Origin of the sequence: Lichenicoccus sp., from assembly GCF_965276875.1 — a bacterium.
Classification (GTDB): Bacteria; Pseudomonadota; Alphaproteobacteria; order Acetobacterales; family Acetobacteraceae; genus Lichenicoccus.
The window spans coordinates 1,914,477-1,930,724 of the sequence record NZ_OZ255701.1 but is presented as its reverse complement, the minus strand read 5'-3'; the positions used below and the strand labels follow the sequence as shown (position 1 = coordinate 1,930,724).

Here is a 16,248-nt window from a genome sequence, read left to right as displayed (position 1 = left end):
CTGCATGCTGTTCAATTCTGTTGTCTTCCTCGTGGTGTTCCTGCCGCTGGCACTCGGCGGCTTCCAGCTCGCCTGCAAGCTCGGCCGTCGTCCCGCCGGCATCTGGCTGATCGCGATGTCGGTGCTGTTCTATGGCTGGGAGGAGCCGCGGTTCATCCCGGTGTTGCTGGTCTCGATGATCGGCAACTTCATCATCGTCAACCTGATCGCCCGCGCGCATGCGCGTCCCACTTTGCAGAACTGGATTCTCGGGCTCGGGATCGCGGCCAACATCGCCGCCCTGGTCTGGTTCAAATATCTCTACGTGATGCTGACCTCGCTCGCCGGACTTGGCGTGCTGCACGGGCCATTCCGGCATGTGACCCTGCCGCTTGGCATTTCGTTCTTCACCTTTACCCAGATCGGCTACCTGATCGACTACCGACAGGGCATCACCAAGGACCGCGGCGTCTTCAACTACCTGCTGTTTGTCAGTTTTTTTCCGCATCTGGTCGCGGGACCCATCCTGCACAACCGCGAGATCATGCCGCAGTTTGGCGACCGCGAAACCTACCGTCTGCGTACCGAGAACCTGGCGATCGGCTTTACCATCTTCATGATCGGCCTGGCCAAGAAGGTCCTGCTTGCCGATCCGCTGTCCACCGACGTCATTGCCGGCTTCAACGACCCCGCGGGCCTCGGCCTGTTCTCGTCCTGGCACATCGCACTGGCCTACTCGCTGCAGCTCTATTTCGACTTCTCCGGCTACACCGACATGGCCATCGGGCTGGCCCGGTTGTTCAACATCCGCTTTCCTCTGAACTTCAACTCGCCCTACAAGGCCGGCGCGATCATCGACTATTGGCAGCGCTGGCACATGACGCTGACCCGCTATTTGACGCTCTATCTCTACAATCCCGCGGCCCTCTGGATCACCCGTCGACGCATGGCCAAGGGCCTAGGCACCGGCCGGCGCGACCTTGCAACCCCCCGCGGCTATCTGGCGATGCTGGTGGTGCCGACCATCTACACCATGGCCCTGGCCGGCATCTGGCACGGCGCCGGCTCGCAGTTCGTAATCTTCGGCCTGCTGCACGGGATCTATCTCAGCATCAATCATGGGTGGCGCATCTTCCGCAAGAAACATGGCGCCAAGAACCAGGGCGCCAAGCCGAAAGCGCACGCCCGCCCGGCGATCTGGACCGTAGTCCTGACCTATCTGTGCGTCCTGGTCGGTTCGATCTTTTTTCGCGCGCATTCGAGCGGCGACGCGCTTACGGTGCTGTGGGGCATGCTTGGCGGTCACGGCGTCGAGGCGCTGCCCGCGTGGCCTGCCTCGCTGGACGCGGCGCTCGACGACAAGTCGTTCCTATATCCGATCATCGACGTGGTCTGGCTACTGGCCCTCTATTGCATCGTCTTCGGCATGCCGAACACACAGCAGATCATGATTCTCGCGGATCCGGCACTCGGCAAAATCCAGCCAGGACGGTTCAAGCTGCTACAATGGCAGCCGACCTGGCAGTGGGCGCTGGTCGGCGGCGCGGGCGCGGTCGTGGCGGTTCTTGGTGTCGGGGGAATGAGTGAATTCCTCTACTTCCAGTTCTGAGATGGACGGCTCGCACGGCCTGACGGACGCGCACGCGCGACCTGCTGCAGCCAGGCGCGAAAGCCCCGGCCGCTATCTGCTGCTGGCGGCCTTCGTGCTGGCGCTCGGTTTCGGTTTCGCCTGGTTCTGGTCGGCGCGGATGAAGCTCGCCTTCCTCGATCCGGAATACGCTGCCTGGAATGCCAAGCAGGAGCTGGTCGCGACTTGCGATCTCGGCCAGCTGATGGTGATCGGCGATTCCCGTGCCGATGCGGGCATCATGCCGAACGGCCTACCCGGCCACGGCATCAACATCGCCGTGGGTGGTGCGAAGCCGGTCGAGCTGTATTTCTTTCTGCAGCACGCGCTCGCCTGTCCGAACATGCCGCACAAGGTCATCCTGTCGATCGATGCCGGACATTTCGACAGTCTTGATACATTCTGGGACCGGAGTGCGCGCTTTGGCACCTTCACCGTGCCGGATCTCAAGCTGATCGAGCACGTCGCGCAAAAGACCGGCGATCGGAGCCTGTTTACCGAGCGTCGCACGGACGGATTTCCATGGTTCCTGCGCGACTGGTTGTATGCGCACAGCTTTCCGACGCTGAACTTCGCCAGCATGGTCCGCGGCGGGATGTTTCTGCGCTACGCCAATAATCTTGCGCAAAAGCGGCTGACGCTGCGCGACCGCGGCCAGCATCTGTTCGGCGACGCGCCGCGCGACGACACGCTCGCCGAGGAGGCGACGCTGCCGCGTTTCAGCGTGCTGCCGCTCGAGCGCTGGTTCTTCGACCGCATGATCGCGCAGATGCAGGCGCGCCGCATCGAGGTCGATTTCGTGGTCGCGCCGATCAACCACGCCACCGCGGCCAGCATGTCACCGGACCTGCCGAAGACCTTTGCCGCGTTCCTCGATGCGACCGCCCGGCGCTATCCGAATTTCCATGTGCTGATCGGACCGACCCCGTCGCTGCCCGACCGTTTTTTTGGCGATGGTTTCGCGCACCTCAACCAGGCCGGCGCCAAGCGTTTCACCGCGACGGTGGCCCGTGCCCTGCGTGCTCAAGATCTCAGTTCGGCGCCGCGTTAGGGTCGTTCGGATCGACGGGATGCTTTTTGGGGGTATCGAAATAGCCGTGTTTTACGGTCGTCTTGTCCGTGTCGAAGTAGCCGTGGAACGTCGGCTTCGGCTTGGGCGCGTAGTGCGGCGGAATATAGATACCGTGATTGTCATATTTGCCCTGCACGTAGATGTCGCTCGGTGACGTTGGCGTCATCGAATAGCTCGGCGGCGGTGCTGCCTGAGCGGCCGCGGCCGCGATCAGCAACATCGGCACAGCCGCCAGGACCATCGTTCGTGCCATCGAAAATACCTCCGCGATTTCGTGCGTTGATGTTAGCAAGCGCGTTCCCGGTGCAAAAGCCGCGCGTTCGTCGTATAGCAAGCACCTGCCTGGGAGCGCCGGCTTGATCCTTGCAAAACTCCGGCGCTTGTTGCCGGCCTCGACCGCGCCGTCGTGGGTGCTGGCCGAGACCAGTGTCAGCGCCGCATTCGCGCTGGTCTCGATGTTGCTGGTCAGCCGCACGATCGGGCCGGCGGCCGCCGGCATCGGGGCGGTCTCGATCGCGGCCTTCCTGGTGCTCGATCTGTTCGGCAGCTCGATGATGACCGACGCGCTGATCCAGTGGCGCCGCCTCGAGCCACGCCACGCCAGCAGTGCGACCACCCTGACCGTGCTCACCGGCGTCTTCACCGGCATCGTGCTGGTGCTCGCCGGCCGCGTGTTGAGCTCTGTCACCGGACATGCCGAGATCGCGCCGCTGACCCTGGCGCTGGCGCCTCTGCTGCCGCTGTCGGCCTTCTCCGGCGTCGGCTCCGGCCTCGTGCTGCGTGAGCGGCGATACCGCCTGCTCGCCATGCGGGTGTTCATCGGCCAGCCGGTCGGGCTCATCCTGGCACTCCTGATCGCGCACCATCGGGGCGGCCCGTGGGCGATGATGGCGTTGCAGGGCGGCAATACGGCGACGGTGTTCCTGCTGTTCCTGGCAACCCGGGCCGCCCCGTTCCGGCCGGCTCTTGATCGCGCCGCCCTCGCCGACCTCTGGCCGGTGGCGGGGCCGCAATTGATGTCGGTGGTGATGCTGGCCGGCCGCTACAGGGTGTTCATCATCGGTCTTGGCATGATCACCAGCGGCAGCGTCGTGGCGGTCTGCAATGTCGGCTTCAGGCTGCTCGATGCCGTGTTGACGGTGGTGTCCGGCTCGACCTTGCGGATCACCCTGCCGCGCTTGTCGGCGCTGCAGGACGACCCGGCGGGTTTCGCCCGCGCGTTCGGCGAGACCGCGCAGTTCCAGGCGCTGCTCGGCTGGCCGATCGCCGCCGGCGTGGCGCTGACCGCAACCAACCTGGTGGTCGGCCTGATGGGCCCGCAATGGCAGAGTGCCGCCCAGGGCACCAGGGTGGTCGCCTGCACCGCGCTGCTCGGCTACTTCTATGGCGACGCCGGCAGCCTATGGATTTCGATCAACCGCACCCGCATCAACCTGATGACCGCCTGTGCGGCGCTGCTGGTGCCGCTCGTCGGACTGCTGCTGCTGCAGCCGCAAACGCCGGCGCAGGCGGCGTTGTGCTGGGGGGCCACGACGCTGGTGCTGATGCCGATCAACATGACGCTGGTCCTGCGGCAGTTGCATCGCTCGCCGCTGTGGCTGCTGCGCTGGCTCTGGCCGGCGGCGGCGGGGACCGCGGCGATGGCAATTGCGGTGCTGGCGGCGGACCCGGTGCTGCCGCGACAGCCTCTGCTTGCCCTGCTCTGCCAAACCGGGCTGGGAGCGATGGTCTATGCGCTGGTGGCGTTCCTTGCTCTCGGGCGGCGCCTGCCGGCGGCCTTGCACACGCGACCGGCGGTTGCCGTGCCGTCCCTTGAGCTGGCCGGCGAGCCGCTGGAATCCGCTCCGGTCCTATGAAGTTCCTGACCGATTTCGCCGACCAGGCGGTCATGCTGCCGCTGGCCGCGGCAATCGCGATCACCCTGCTGCTGCTCGGCTGGTGGCGCGGCGCGATCGGCTGGGCGATCGCCATTCCGGGCACCTTCCTGGTCATTCTGTCGCTCAAGATCATCTTCTACGCCTGCCATGCGGTGATGCCCGATCTGGATATCCACAGCCCCAGCGGCCATACCGCTAGTGCGGCGGTGGTGTATGGCGGCCTGGTGGGGTTACTCGGCGGCCGGGGGCGTGCTCGGGGGGCGGCGGAGACCATGCGGCGCCTGATGCGGCACATGCTGGCGATCGGGGCGGCCGCTGTGGCGTTGGCTCTGGTGTTCGGCTTCTCGCGGGTGGATCTCGGCGTACATACGGTCCCGGACGTGCTGGTCGGCGGCGCCGTCGGCGTGCTTGGCGCGATGGTCTTCGTGTTGCTCGCGGGGCAACCGCCGAGGGGCCTGCGGCGCTGGGTGCTGGCCTGCGTGGTGGTGGTCGTGGCTTTGCTGTTCCACGGCCGCCAACTGCACGCCGAGGAGGCAATCCAGCGGGTCGCGATCAGCACCTGGTGGCCCTTCATCAGCGCCTGCCACCCGCATTAGGTGGGCCGCATTAGGTGGGCCGCATTGATCAGGCCGCGAAGAATGCCACCTTGTCGTCCTCCAGCACCGCGCAGGTGAGGCGGCCGCCGCGTCCGGCGCCGGTGTCGATGCCGATCCGGTTCGCGCGCAGCACCGGATCCGCCTGCGGCGTGTGGCCGTGCACCACGACAGCGCCGAACGCCAGGCTGGAGGACAGGAACGGCTCGCGTATCCATAGCAGGTCGCGCCGGCTGAGCTGGTCGAGCGGCGTGCCGGGCCGCACGCCGGCATGCGTGAACAGGTAGTCGTCGACGCGATATTGCAGCGACAGCCGGCTCATGAAGCGCAGATGCTCGCGCGGCAGCAACTCGGGCCAGTCCTCGATCCGGGCGTGCCGTGGGATCCCCCAACTCGACAGTGCCGCAGCCCCGCCATTGGCCAGCCATGCCTCCGCCTGCCGTTCGTCGCCGAACGCGATCGCCTGCAGCGCCATCTCCTCATGGTTGCCCATCAGGTTGACAATGCGGTCGACGGTGAATTCCGGCTCGCCGGCAAGCAGGCTCAGCACACCAGCGGTGTCCGGTCCGCGGTCGATATAGTCGCCGAGATGGATCAGGGTGACATCCTCGGCCGGGCGCGCGCGCAGGTCGCTCGCGATCCGACGGTGGATCAGAGTGAGCCGCTCTGAGCAGCCATGGATGTCGCCCACCGCATAGACCCGGCGCCCGCGTGCGAGCCGTCCGGGTGCGGCGGTGAAGTTGAGCGGCAATGCTGCCGCGCGGTTACGCGCCGCCTCGGCCGCGGTCTGCTCCTCGCGCGATGCCCTCAACAGGCGCGGTGGGTTCATCGGGGCTGCTGCTCCCAGGATCACGAGCGACCCTTATCGCACGTTGCGTGCCAGACGGCGATTGTCGGGCGGAGGCGGCAAAATAGTGTTAGAAGATGGTGTCGGGGGACGGGGTCACAGATGCCGCACGGAGCCACGCGCACAAGTCAGGACAGTGCGGCACGACTGCTGCCGCTGGCCGTCGATCTGGATGGTACGCTCCTCGCCGGCGATGTCCTGCACGAGCAGTTCGTCAAGCTGCTGCTGCGCCGCCCGCTGCTGCTGCTGCGCCTGTTCGCCGGCCTGCGGCACGGCAAGGCGGCGTTCAAGCGGCGCATGGTCTCGCTGTTGCCGCCGCTGGCGGTGGCGCTGCCGTTTCGCAAACCGTTCCTGGACTGGCTGCGCGAACAGCGCCAGGCGGGCCGGTCGCTGCACCTGGTGACCGCGTCTGATCAGCATGTCGCCGATGCCGTTGCCGCCCATCTCGGCATTTTCGAGACCGCGACCGGCAGCGATGGTGCAACCAACCTGCGCGGTGCCGCCAAGGGCCAGACGCTGCGCGCCCGCTTTCCCGAAGGCTTCGTCTATGCCGGCGACAGCAAAGCGGATCTGGACGTCTGGTCGATGGCGGATGCCGCCGTGCTGGTCAATGCCAGCAACGCCACCGCTGCCCAGGTGCGCGCCCGCGGCTGGCCGATCCTCGCCGAATTCGGCCGCGTCCGGCCCGGCCTGAGAGACTGGATCGCCGCCATCCGGCTGCACCAGTGGAGCAAGAACGCGCTGCTGCTGGTGCCGCTCCTGCTCGGGCACCGGTTTAGCGACCCGCACGCGGTGCTGCGCGTGCTGGCGGCGATGCTGTTGCTCAGCGTTGCCGCCTCCGGCACCTACATCCTCAACGACCTCGCCGACCTTGAAGCCGATCGCCTGCACGCCAAGAAGTGGCGCCGGCCGTTCGCGTCCGGCCGGCTTTCACCGATCGCCGGGCTGTGCGTGGCCGTGGCGCTGATCGGCGGCGCGCTGGTGGGCGGCGCCTTGCTCGCCTGGACCTGCGATGCGCTGATCGCAGGCTACGTGGCGATCTCGCTGACCTACTCGCTGCGGCTGAAGAGCGTGCCGTTCCTCGATACCAGCATCATCGCCGCCTTGTTCACCCTGCGTCTGGTCCTGGGGATCGAGATGGCGCGGGTGCTCTATTCGCCCTGGCTGATCTCGTTCGCCGGGTTCTTCTTCCTGTCGTTGGCGCTGGCCAAGCGGCATGTCGAGGTGATGCAGGCCGCCGGCGATGCGGGTAACGCAAGCGCCTCGCTGGCGCGACGCGGCTATCTGCCGGAGGACTGGCCGCTGACCCTGGCGTTCGGGGTGGCGGCGGCGTTCGCGTCGCTGCAGATCATGATCCTGTTCGTCGCGGATGATGCGGGCCCGTCGCATCTCTATGCGCATCCCAGCCGGCTCTATCTTGCCCCTTCCATCGTCGCTTTGTGGCTGATGCGGGTGTGGTTTCTGGCGCACCGCAAGCGGCTGTCGCATGACCCGGTGATCTTCGCGTTGCGCGACCCGGTGAGCTGGTTCCTCGGCGTCTGCATCCTGGCCATCGTCCTGGCTGCCCTATGAACGACCACGCCTTCAAGCCGATGGCGCTGCGTAGTTGGGGACGTGCGCAGGTCACACCGTCCGTGGTGGCACGGCCGGAGCGGATCGGCGCGTTGCGTTCGGCCCTCGATCATGGCGGCGATCGCACGCTGCTGGCCCGCGGCGCCGGACGCAGCTACGGCGATGTCTGCCTGAATGCCGACGGCGCGGTGATCCTGACCGAGCGGCTGAACCGGATCCTCTCCTTTGATCCGCGGACCGGCCTGGTGGTCGTCGAGGCCGGTGTCACCTTCCGCGACCTGCTCGAGGTGTTCCTGCCGCGTGGCTTTCGCGTGCCGGTGTCTCCCGGCACCTGCTTCGTCACCATGGGCGGCGCGGTCGGCAACGACGTCCATGGCAAGAACCAGCATGTCGACGGCAGTTTCGGCGACTGGGTTGAATGGCTCGACCTGCTCTGCGCCGACGGCAGCATCCGGCGCGTCTCGCAGCAGGACGATCCGGCGCTGTTCGATGCGACCATCGGTGGCATCGGCCTGACCGGCATCGTCACCAGCCTGTGCCTGCGCCTGATCGCGGTGCCGTCTCCGGCGCTGCTGGTGCGCCGTCGTCAGGTCGGCTCGCTGGAGGCGTTCCTCGAAGGGTTCGAGCAGGCGGCCGAGGCGCCGTTCTCGGTCGGCTGGATCGACGTGCTGGCGAGCGGCGCCGCCCTGGGACGTGGCATCCTGGAGACCGCCGAGCCGGCGCCGCGCGGCGCCGTGGCCCCGCCGCCGCCGCGCCCGAGACGGCTGCCGCTGGACCTGCCGGGCTGGGCGCTGAACGACCTGAGTGTGCGCGCCTTCAATGCGCTCTATTGGCGGCGCGCGCGGCCCGAGGCGCGCGAATCGGTCAGCAACTACAGCCAGTTCCTCTATCCGCTGGATGCGATCACCGACTGGAACCGTCTCTATGGCCGTCGCGGCTTTCACCAGTTCCAGTGCGTGGTGCCGCGCGCCGACGGGGCCGCGACCCTCAAGCGGCTGCTGCGCGCGGCCGGCGAGGGAGGCGGCGCCTCCTTCCTGGCGGTGCTCAAGGTGATGGGGCATGGCGGCCGGGGACTGCTCTCCTTCGCCCAGCCGGGCCTGTCTCTGGCGCTCGACTTCGCGCACGGCGCCAATACCGTGCCCTTGTTTGCGGCCCTGGAACGCATCACCCGTGACGCCGGTGGTCGGATCTATCTCGCCAAGGACAGCATGATGTCAGCGGAGAGCTTCCTCGCGATGTATCCGGCCGCCGACGCGTTCCAGCAGATCCGCGCCGGCATCGACCCCGGGCGACGCTTCTCGTCGAGCATGTCGCGACGGATCGGGCTCGGATGAGCACGCATTTCCTGCGCACCTGGCTGATCCTGGGCCCGAGTTCGGCGACAGCGCGCGCCTTTGCCCATCGCGCCGCGGCGAGCGGCGCGCGGATCATCCTGGCCGGCCGCGACGACGAGGACCTGCAGGCGCAGGCGAGCGACCTGGCCTTGCGCCATGGCGTGCCGACGCTGGTACAACGCTTCGACGCGCTCGACCTCGGCACCCACGACATTTTTGCGACCCACTGCATCGCCCAGACTGATGGGCAGCTCAACATCTTCGCCGCCGTCGGCATGATGCCCGAGCAATCCGTCCTTGATCGCGACAGGACGCTGCTGCGGCGCACCGTGGAGACCAACTTCACCGGCCTGGTGTCGGTGCTGACCGCCTTTACCGCAGCGCTCGAATCCCAGCGTGGCGGCACGGTGATGGTGATCGGCTCGGTCGCTGGCGATCGCGGCCGGCCGCGCAACTATCTTTATGGTGCCACCAAGGCCGCACTGCATACCTGGCTGCAGGGCTATGCGGCGCGGCTGTCGCGATCAGGCGTTCGCGTGGTTTCGCTGAAAGCCGGCGTGATTGACACCGCAATGACCTGGGCGCTGCCCAAGCTGCCCTTCATGGCGCGGCCGGAGGCGTTCGCAAACGCAGCCTGGGCGCTGGTCGAGGCAGGCCCCGGCACCGCTTACGTGCCGAGGATCTGGCGTCTCGTCATGCTGGTGATCCGCGCCGTGCCGACGCCGATCTTCAACAGACTGGATCTTTGATTAGAAATGCCGCTCGAAGACGGTCAGCACGTCGCCCGGCTGCAGCAACGTCTGACGCTTCACCTTGCCTTCGGTTGAGTGTCCGTCCACGTCACGCACGACCGAGGCGTAGCTCTCGACGGCGCGGTAGGTGAAGCCGCCCGCGACCGAGACCGCGGTCAATACCGTCATGCCGGGTTGATAGGGATATTGGCCGGGCTTGTTGACCTCGCCCAGCACGAAGATCGGACGATAGTTGACGACCTCGACGGAGACCGAGGGGTTCTTGAGGATTTCCCGACTCTCGCTCTCCTGGGTGATCTCCTGGCTGAGCTGGTCAGGGGTCATGCCGGCCGCCTTGATTACGCCGAGCATCGGCATGGCAATGTTGCCGGCATCGCTGACATGGAAATCGCCGCTGAGCTGGTCCTCTCCGGCGGTGATGACGCGGAGCTCGTCGCCAGCTCCAAGATGATAGGCCGCGCTGGATTCAGGCGGCAACGGCGGCAGATCCGCGCCCTCGGCGCAGCCGGCGAGAGCGAGAATGGCGGCAAGTGCTAACGAGCGGCCGGAGAACAGGTGTTTGCAAGACGGGAGCGAGCGCACGGGATGTCCTTATCAGGTGAAGCGTTATCGGGGCGGCGGGTTCATCCAAGCGGGGTCGACGCCTCCTTCATGCCATGCCCGGGGAGGGCCGCGAACACCTCGCGCGCAAGGCGGGTGACAAGCGTGCCACGATGTGCGGCATCGTTGCGCAAAAGATACGCACGTCCGGCCTCGGACATGCGCATGCCCCGTTGGGTGCGGCCCAGGCGCCACGCTGCCGGAATGGCACGCAGGGTTTGTGCAAGCAGGCCGTTGCGCGCGCCGCGGAGGATGTAGCCGGCGGCACGTGGTGCGAGTGACACCCAACTTTGCCATTTATGGCCGATATAGAGCCGATTGCGGACATAATAGAACCAGCGCGAGCCGGACCAGTTGAAGCGACGGTCCGGACTGACCTTGTGACGGATGACCAGATCGCCATCATAACGAATGCGCCATCCCAGCGAAATGGCCTGGAGGCAGAAGTCGAACTCCTCCCAGCAGAAGAACAGCGCGTCGTCATAGCCGCCGCAGGCGTCCCAGGCGGCCCGGCTGATCGCATGGCCGGCGCCAACGAAGGTGACGGCATCAAAGCTCTCCCCGGCGCGCGCGAGCAGGGTGCGGGCATAGCCCCAGCTCGACAGGTCGTCCTCGCCGCTGGCATGGATGACGATGCGAAAGCCGATCGCGGCGAGGTCATGTTCCGCTCGCAGGCGCGCCACCGCGCGCGCCACGGTGCCGCTGTCGGCGAACTCGGCGTCATTGTCCAGGGCGACGATGACGCGGCCGCGACCGAGCGCGCTTACCCGGTTGCGGCCGCCGGCCACGCCCCAGTTCCGCTCGGCCCGCAGCAAGGCGATATTGTCGTGCCCGTCGATGGCCGCCTGCAGTCGTTGCAGATTATCCGCCGTCGAGCCCTGGTCGAAGACGAACACATGGCGTCGCAGGCCTTGTTGCGAGAGGGCCGACGCCACTGCTTCCAGGGTCTCCTCGATGCGGTCCATCGACAGGATGACAATATCCGCGTCGTAATCAGCCTCCGTGGGCAACGATCCGGCGATCAAGGCATCCGTCATATCAGCATGCTCTCTGTGGCCATTCCGTCTCAAACCAGGATATACCCGGCCCGGTTGTAATTGAACAGGCAAGGATCGCCGACAATGAATGCGGTCGTGCTGGTCTCGGTGGTAATCCCCTGTTTTAACGTCCGCGCGTATGTCGGCGCCACCCTGGATTCGTTGCTGGCACAGGACGAGCCGGCTTGGGAAGCGCTCGTCATCGATGACGGCTCGACGGATGGCACGTCAGACCATGTCGCGCGCTACTGCGACGGCCGCATCAGGCTGATCCGACAGGCCAACCAGGGCGTCTCGGCCGCGCGCAATCGTGGGCTTGCCGAGGCCCGTGGGGCGTCCCTGCTGTTTTTGGACGGAGATGACTGGCTGGCACCGGACGCGCTATCGCGTTTGCTGCGTTCGCTACGGGGGCACCCGAACGCAGTGGCCGCCTATGGCGCATTCTGCTTTGTCGCCGAGGATGCGGCCAGCACACCCCCGGTGCAGGTGGTGCGGTGCAAGACGGGGCCGTTTCCAGAGGGCGACATCATCGAAAGGCTGCTGGTCGAAAACCTGTTTGCCAATGGCGGCCACCTGCTGATCCGTGCGAACGCGGCGGCAAGCCTGGGCGGGTTCCGTTCGGATCTTCGTTTTGGCGAGGATTGGGAATACTGGTGCCGCCTGGCGCTCGGCGGCGACATCGCGGTGGTGCCGGGCTCGACCCCGCTGCTTTACGTCAGACAGCGTAGCAGCGGCGCCTACCTGCGCATGGCTACCGACCCTGACTCTTTCCTTCCCTGCACGGAAGCGATCTTCGGCAATCCGGAGTTGCGCCGTCGCTTTACGCCCCCGCGGTTGAGTCGCCTCCGCGCCAGGACCCTGGCCGAGAATGGCTGGATTGTAGGCCGTGAAGCCATCCGACACGGCAAGGTCGCCGAGGGTCGGCACAGCCTGCGACGGTCATGGCTGCAAAATCCGAGTGCCAAACGTGCCGCCCTGCTTGCGATCGCATACTGTCTGCCGCTCCTGCCGAGCCGGTGGATCGGCCCGTTCCGGCCTTATGGCGGTCAGTAGGCGGTCTTGCTCCTGAGTTCGCGCATGACCGTGAGAATCAGGATCCTGACGTCGAACAGCATCGACCAGTTTTCGATATAGTGGAAGTCGTGGTCGATCCGCGCCTGCAACTGTTGGGCGGTGCGGGTCTCGCCGCGCCAGCCATTGACCTGCGCCCAGCCGGTGATGCCGGGCTTGACCCGGTGACGGACGGCGTAGTCGGTCACGACATCCTGGAAATAGTGGTCACCTGCCTTGGTCGCCGGCGCGTGCGGCCGCGGGCCGACGAGCGACATGTCGCCGCGCAGCACATTGAACAATTGCGGCAGCTCATCGAGGCTCAGCTTGCGCAACCAGCGCCCGATCCAGGTGACCCGAGGATCGTGGCGGGTCGCCTGGGCGATCTCGCCGCTGTCCGACCGGTGGTGATGCATCGACCTGAACTTGAAGCAGATGAAGGTCCTGTTGTTGAAGCCGACGCGCTCCTGGCGGAACACGATCGGACCCGGCCCGCTGAGCCGCACCAGCAGCGCAATCGTCAGCAGCACCGGCGCCAGCAGCACGATGGCGGCCAGGCTGCCGACCCGGTCGAACAGCATCTTCTGGATGACCTGCCAGTCGTCGAGCGGACGACGACGGATCATGACCACGACACGGTCGCAGATGCCGGCAAAGATCGGTGAGCCGAGATTGCGGCCGCTGACGTCGGTCATCAGATAGACGTCGGCAATGGCGCTGCTGAGTTGCGAGCAGACGCTCTGGACGTGCGTTGATTCTTGCATTGAGCCGGCGACCACAATCGTGTCGAGGGTCTCCTCGCGACCGTGATCGAGCAGGTCCGCGACACGACCGAGCACGGGCACGCCGGCGTGCATGGTGTTTGCCGGAACGTTGTCGTCGTACACTCCGACGACGTGAAGATCGGTGTTCTGCGCGGCCCGAATGCCCTCGATGAGGCTCCGGCTAAGGTCGGAGATGCCGACCACGGCAACGTTGCGCCGCATGCGTCCGCTGGCAGACCAGCGTACGACGAGCAGTGCGCCCAGTCCGTGTGACAGCAGCAGCACCAGCGCCGTACAACCGGCCCAGATCTCCGGAAACGGCTCCTTGGGCAGCAGCATGTTGTTCTCGAGGAACAGACACAAGTCGACCGCGGCCATGCCGATCATGACGGCAAGCAGCACGCAGAACAGCTGTGCCGCAGGCCGACGCAGCCGGCTGATGCGATAGGCACCGGTGTAGCTCAGGCTGGTGAGCACCATCCAGTCGCCGACGAAAACGGAGAGAAGATGGGCGCCGTAATGCAGACGGACGATGCCGATGACGGCGCAGGCCGCGAGGCCGGCGACCAGCAGGGCCAGCGCATCAACCACCCTGCCAGCCCCGGTGAAGACGGTAACCGGGACCCGCTTGGCGCGGCGAAGCTTGCCAGGCGCGGGCGACCAGGCGGACGCCGGGATTGCCTTGCGGACGGAGGGCGCGAGACCCGCTTGTGCACTCATGTCAGCCATCCTCTGCCGCAACACGACGCGTCGCTGAGACTCCGACTTTCCGCGCGGAACACGACCGTTTGGCCGTCCCGCCCGTCGGACCGGGCTTTCCCACAAATCTCGCAATTATCCCCCTTCGAACAATCTGTTCGGGTTTGCACGCCGACGCCATACACGAATTCGTGTTAACGATACATTCACGAGTTGATTTGTAACGTCTCTATAGATGTATTTTTAGACACTTCAATACTCAAAACGGCTCAAATTGCGGCAAGTTCTATAACAAAGCATAGGTTATTACGTCATATCGTTGCCAGGCTAGGCTCGTTACTAACTCAACGATTTCATCGCCGATTATGAATCTCATTTCGTTAACAAACGCCCTACACGCCCCAAAAAACATTGTCCCGACAAGCGTCGCGTGCCGGACTTCGCCGCGGTCGCCCATTGTGCCGCTGGAGACAGGCCGCCAAGCGCCCAAGGTCGGGGTTGCTTAAGGTCGGAGTTGCGGTATGGCGACCACGGTTCTAGCGTGCGGCTATGTCGACTTTGGAGCTCGCACGCGCGTGACGGTTCACGTCGATCATCAGGATCCCGCCCTCAAAACCGCCGACTCGCCCAGGATGGCGAACAGCCTGCTGTCGCGCACGCAGATCGAGGCAGTCGAATTCCTCGAGCGTTGCGTGCGCAGTGGCGAGCCGCTTGCAGCACTCACCGGCAGCGCCGGCAGCGGCAAGACCATGGTGCTCAACACCGCCCTGGCGCACCGCGGAAGCGCCGGCGACCGGATCATCCGGGTCAACAACTTTGTTGCCGGCCCGCTGAGCCTGCATCGTGTGCTCGCGACCGCGCTTGGGGTCGGTGAGGCCGCCGAGCTGTCCGCAGAGGCACTTGAACCGGCGCTGCGCCGGGCTTTGTCCGAAGCCAGCAAGGTAGCCCCTCCCGTGCTCGCCGTCGACGACGCGCAGTCGCTGCTGCCGGAGACGTTACGTTACCTTTCGTTGCTCGCCGGCTTGCGCGACAATGGCAGGCCGCTGCTGCGCATCCTGCTGGTCGGGCGTCCGGGCTTCACCGTTCGCCAGGCCATGCCGGTGCAGTTCACCTTGGAGACCATGCGCGGCGACGACGCCCGCGAGGTCGCGGCCAAGCGGCTCGCCGCCGCCGGCGTCATACTCGCGGGCGGCGCCGTGCAGGAGATCGTCCAGCGTGCGCAGGGAAACTGGCGCAAGCTCGACGCTCTGTTGCGAACGGAGATCGACAACCCGGAGCGGGCACAAGCCGAAGCGGGGGGTCGCCAGAAGGCGGGTCTGCAGAAGGCGGGCGCCCAGAAGGCGGGGACGACGTCGCCATCAAGCCTGCCGCCCGAGCGCACCGCCATGGCGGCGGTATCCGACGGACAGGCGAGAGTGAGCCGCCCGGGTTCGTCCGCGGCATGGATGATCGTCCTGCCCGGACTTCTCCTGGCGTTCGCGAGTGGTGCCATTATCGCCTATCAGGAGGGCCTGATCGGCAGCCGTGACGCGCCCAGTCATGTGCCCAGTCATGTTCCCAATCGGCCGCCCAGTCGTGCGCCAGATCACGCTCCCGGGAATGCCATCGGCCATGCCGCCGCCCCAGCCCCGGCGGTACCGAAGCCAGCTACGGCCAAGACGGTTACGGCCGCACCAGCGCCGGCCACGCCAGCGCCGGCCACGCCAACCCCGGCTGCTCCGACTCCTGCGACTCACCCTGTACTTCTGGCCGCGCCTCCGGCCGCACCGCCGCAGTCGAGCCCGGTTATCGCTGCGCCCGCGGACCACACGCCTGCGACTCCCCAGGCATCGTCCAGACCGTCGCCCGTGCCAAACCGGCCTGCCGCACCGCAGGCGACGACAATGCCGCCAAGGGCAGCCGCGCCGGGCGGGCTGATCGGACAGTTCCGCGTCAATAACGTCAGCAGCTGCCATCATGGCGTCTGCCCGCGCTGGGCAGTGTTTGATCTCAACCGCAATGCCGGCACCCTAGCGGCGTTCGATCCCAGCGGGCTGCATCTGGACCCGCAGACCCTGCAGAGGCTGCGGGAGGGCAGCATCGACCTGACTGTCAGCGGCACGCTGACAAAGGGAGGCCCGGACGGACGCAGGCTGCATGCGGACCACCTGGATGCGATAACCGCGCACCATTCGCATCGGAGTGCGATGGACGTCGCGCCAAACATGCCCGCGCCAACGACGCCCCCGCCATTGATGCCAGCGCCAGTGATGCCAGCGCCAGTGACGCCAGCGCCAGCGCCGACTACGCAGTCACCGCAGCCAAGCTTTCTGGCGTTTCCGCCTGGCACTCCAGCCTCCGAACGCCAGCCGTCTGGCGCGGCGCGGGAGGACGAGAGGGCAAGTCAGGACGGGCCGCTGCAACTCGCGCCACCACCGCTGCCGCCGGCGCATTGACGTTCGTCGC

Annotated in this window: 14 protein-coding genes; 9 read left to right on the top strand and 5 right to left on the bottom strand. The window is 66.3% G+C overall.

Features of this window, described 5'->3' with window-relative positions:
• The first annotated feature begins 4 nt into the window (after positions 1-4).
• Entirely contained in the window at positions 5-1,588 is a 1,584-nt protein-coding gene (locus ACQY4K_RS09350) for an MBOAT family O-acyltransferase (protein WP_428395477.1), read from the top strand.
• 1 nt (position 1,589) lies between these two features.
• Complete coding sequence (locus ACQY4K_RS09345; RefSeq protein WP_428395475.1) at positions 1,590-2,657, top strand: hypothetical protein; 1,068 nt, start codon at positions 1,590-1,592, stop codon at positions 2,655-2,657.
• On the opposite strand, the gene ACQY4K_RS09340 is transcribed toward ACQY4K_RS09345, so the two are convergent.
• Positions 2,638-3,177 (bottom strand): hypothetical protein, encoded by a 540-nt coding sequence (locus tag ACQY4K_RS09340; RefSeq protein WP_428395473.1) that lies wholly within the window; start codon positions 3,175-3,177, stop codon positions 2,638-2,640. The genes ACQY4K_RS09345 and ACQY4K_RS09340 overlap by 20 nt on opposite strands.
• Here ACQY4K_RS09340 and ACQY4K_RS09335 point away from each other — a divergent pair.
• A complete protein-coding gene (locus ACQY4K_RS09335) occupies positions 3,134-4,534 on the top strand; it encodes an oligosaccharide flippase family protein (RefSeq protein ID WP_428395471.1) in 1,401 nt (466 codons plus the stop codon). The genes ACQY4K_RS09340 and ACQY4K_RS09335 overlap by 44 nt on opposite strands.
• Complete coding sequence (locus tag ACQY4K_RS09330) at positions 4,531-5,151, top strand: phosphatase PAP2 family protein (protein WP_428395469.1); 621 nt, start codon at positions 4,531-4,533, stop codon at positions 5,149-5,151. The genes ACQY4K_RS09335 and ACQY4K_RS09330 overlap by 4 nt, the downstream gene beginning before the upstream one ends.
• Before the next feature lie 28 nt (positions 5,152-5,179).
• Here the strand turns inward: ACQY4K_RS09330 and ACQY4K_RS09325 are convergent, their stop codons facing one another.
• Positions 5,180-5,977: a metallophosphoesterase family protein gene (locus ACQY4K_RS09325; RefSeq protein ID WP_428395468.1), complete on the bottom strand. Its 798-nt coding sequence runs from the start codon at positions 5,975-5,977 to the stop codon at positions 5,180-5,182.
• A gap of 120 nt (positions 5,978-6,097) precedes the next feature.
• On the opposite strand from ACQY4K_RS09325, the gene ACQY4K_RS09320 reads away from it, so the two are divergent.
• From ACQY4K_RS09320 to ACQY4K_RS09310, 3 genes are read left to right on the top strand one after another with little or no spacing between them, the layout of a single operon-like run.
• Positions 6,098-7,567 carry a UbiA family prenyltransferase gene (locus ACQY4K_RS09320; RefSeq protein ID WP_428395466.1) on the top strand — a complete coding sequence of 490 codons (1,470 nt, stop codon included), beginning with the start codon at positions 6,098-6,100 and terminating at the stop codon, positions 7,565-7,567.
• Complete coding sequence (locus tag ACQY4K_RS09315) at positions 7,564-8,901, top strand: FAD-binding protein (protein WP_428395464.1); 1,338 nt, start codon at positions 7,564-7,566, stop codon at positions 8,899-8,901. Before ACQY4K_RS09320 ends, ACQY4K_RS09315 begins: the two co-directional genes overlap by 4 nt.
• Positions 8,898-9,650: an SDR family NAD(P)-dependent oxidoreductase gene (locus tag ACQY4K_RS09310; protein WP_428395462.1), complete on the top strand. Its 753-nt coding sequence runs from the start codon at positions 8,898-8,900 to the stop codon at positions 9,648-9,650. Before ACQY4K_RS09315 ends, ACQY4K_RS09310 begins: the two co-directional genes overlap by 4 nt.
• On the opposite strand, the gene ACQY4K_RS09305 is transcribed toward ACQY4K_RS09310, so the two are convergent.
• On the bottom strand, positions 9,651-10,235 hold the full coding sequence (locus tag ACQY4K_RS09305; protein ID WP_428395460.1) for a polysaccharide biosynthesis/export family protein: 585 nt from the start codon (positions 10,233-10,235) through the stop codon (positions 9,651-9,653).
• Positions 10,236-10,276: 41 nt separating this feature from the next.
• On the bottom strand, positions 10,277-11,290 hold the full coding sequence (locus ACQY4K_RS09300; protein WP_428395458.1) for a glycosyltransferase family 2 protein: 1,014 nt from the start codon (positions 11,288-11,290) through the stop codon (positions 10,277-10,279).
• An 84-nt stretch (positions 11,291-11,374) separates the two neighbouring features.
• On the opposite strand from ACQY4K_RS09300, the gene ACQY4K_RS09295 reads away from it, so the two are divergent.
• Positions 11,375-12,343, top strand: a complete 969-nt coding sequence (locus tag ACQY4K_RS09295; protein WP_428395456.1) for a glycosyltransferase family 2 protein — start codon at positions 11,375-11,377, stop codon at positions 12,341-12,343.
• Here the strand turns inward: ACQY4K_RS09295 and ACQY4K_RS09290 are convergent.
• Positions 12,337-13,824: an undecaprenyl-phosphate glucose phosphotransferase gene (locus tag ACQY4K_RS09290; protein ID WP_428395454.1), complete on the bottom strand. Its 1,488-nt coding sequence runs from the start codon at positions 13,822-13,824 to the stop codon at positions 12,337-12,339. The genes ACQY4K_RS09295 and ACQY4K_RS09290 overlap by 7 nt on opposite strands.
• 554 nt (positions 13,825-14,378) lie before the next feature.
• On the opposite strand from ACQY4K_RS09290, the gene ACQY4K_RS09285 reads away from it, so the two are divergent.
• Positions 14,379-16,238: an AAA family ATPase gene (locus tag ACQY4K_RS09285; RefSeq protein WP_428395452.1), complete on the top strand. Its 1,860-nt coding sequence runs from the start codon at positions 14,379-14,381 to the stop codon at positions 16,236-16,238.
• Positions 16,239-16,248: the final 10 nt, after the last annotated feature.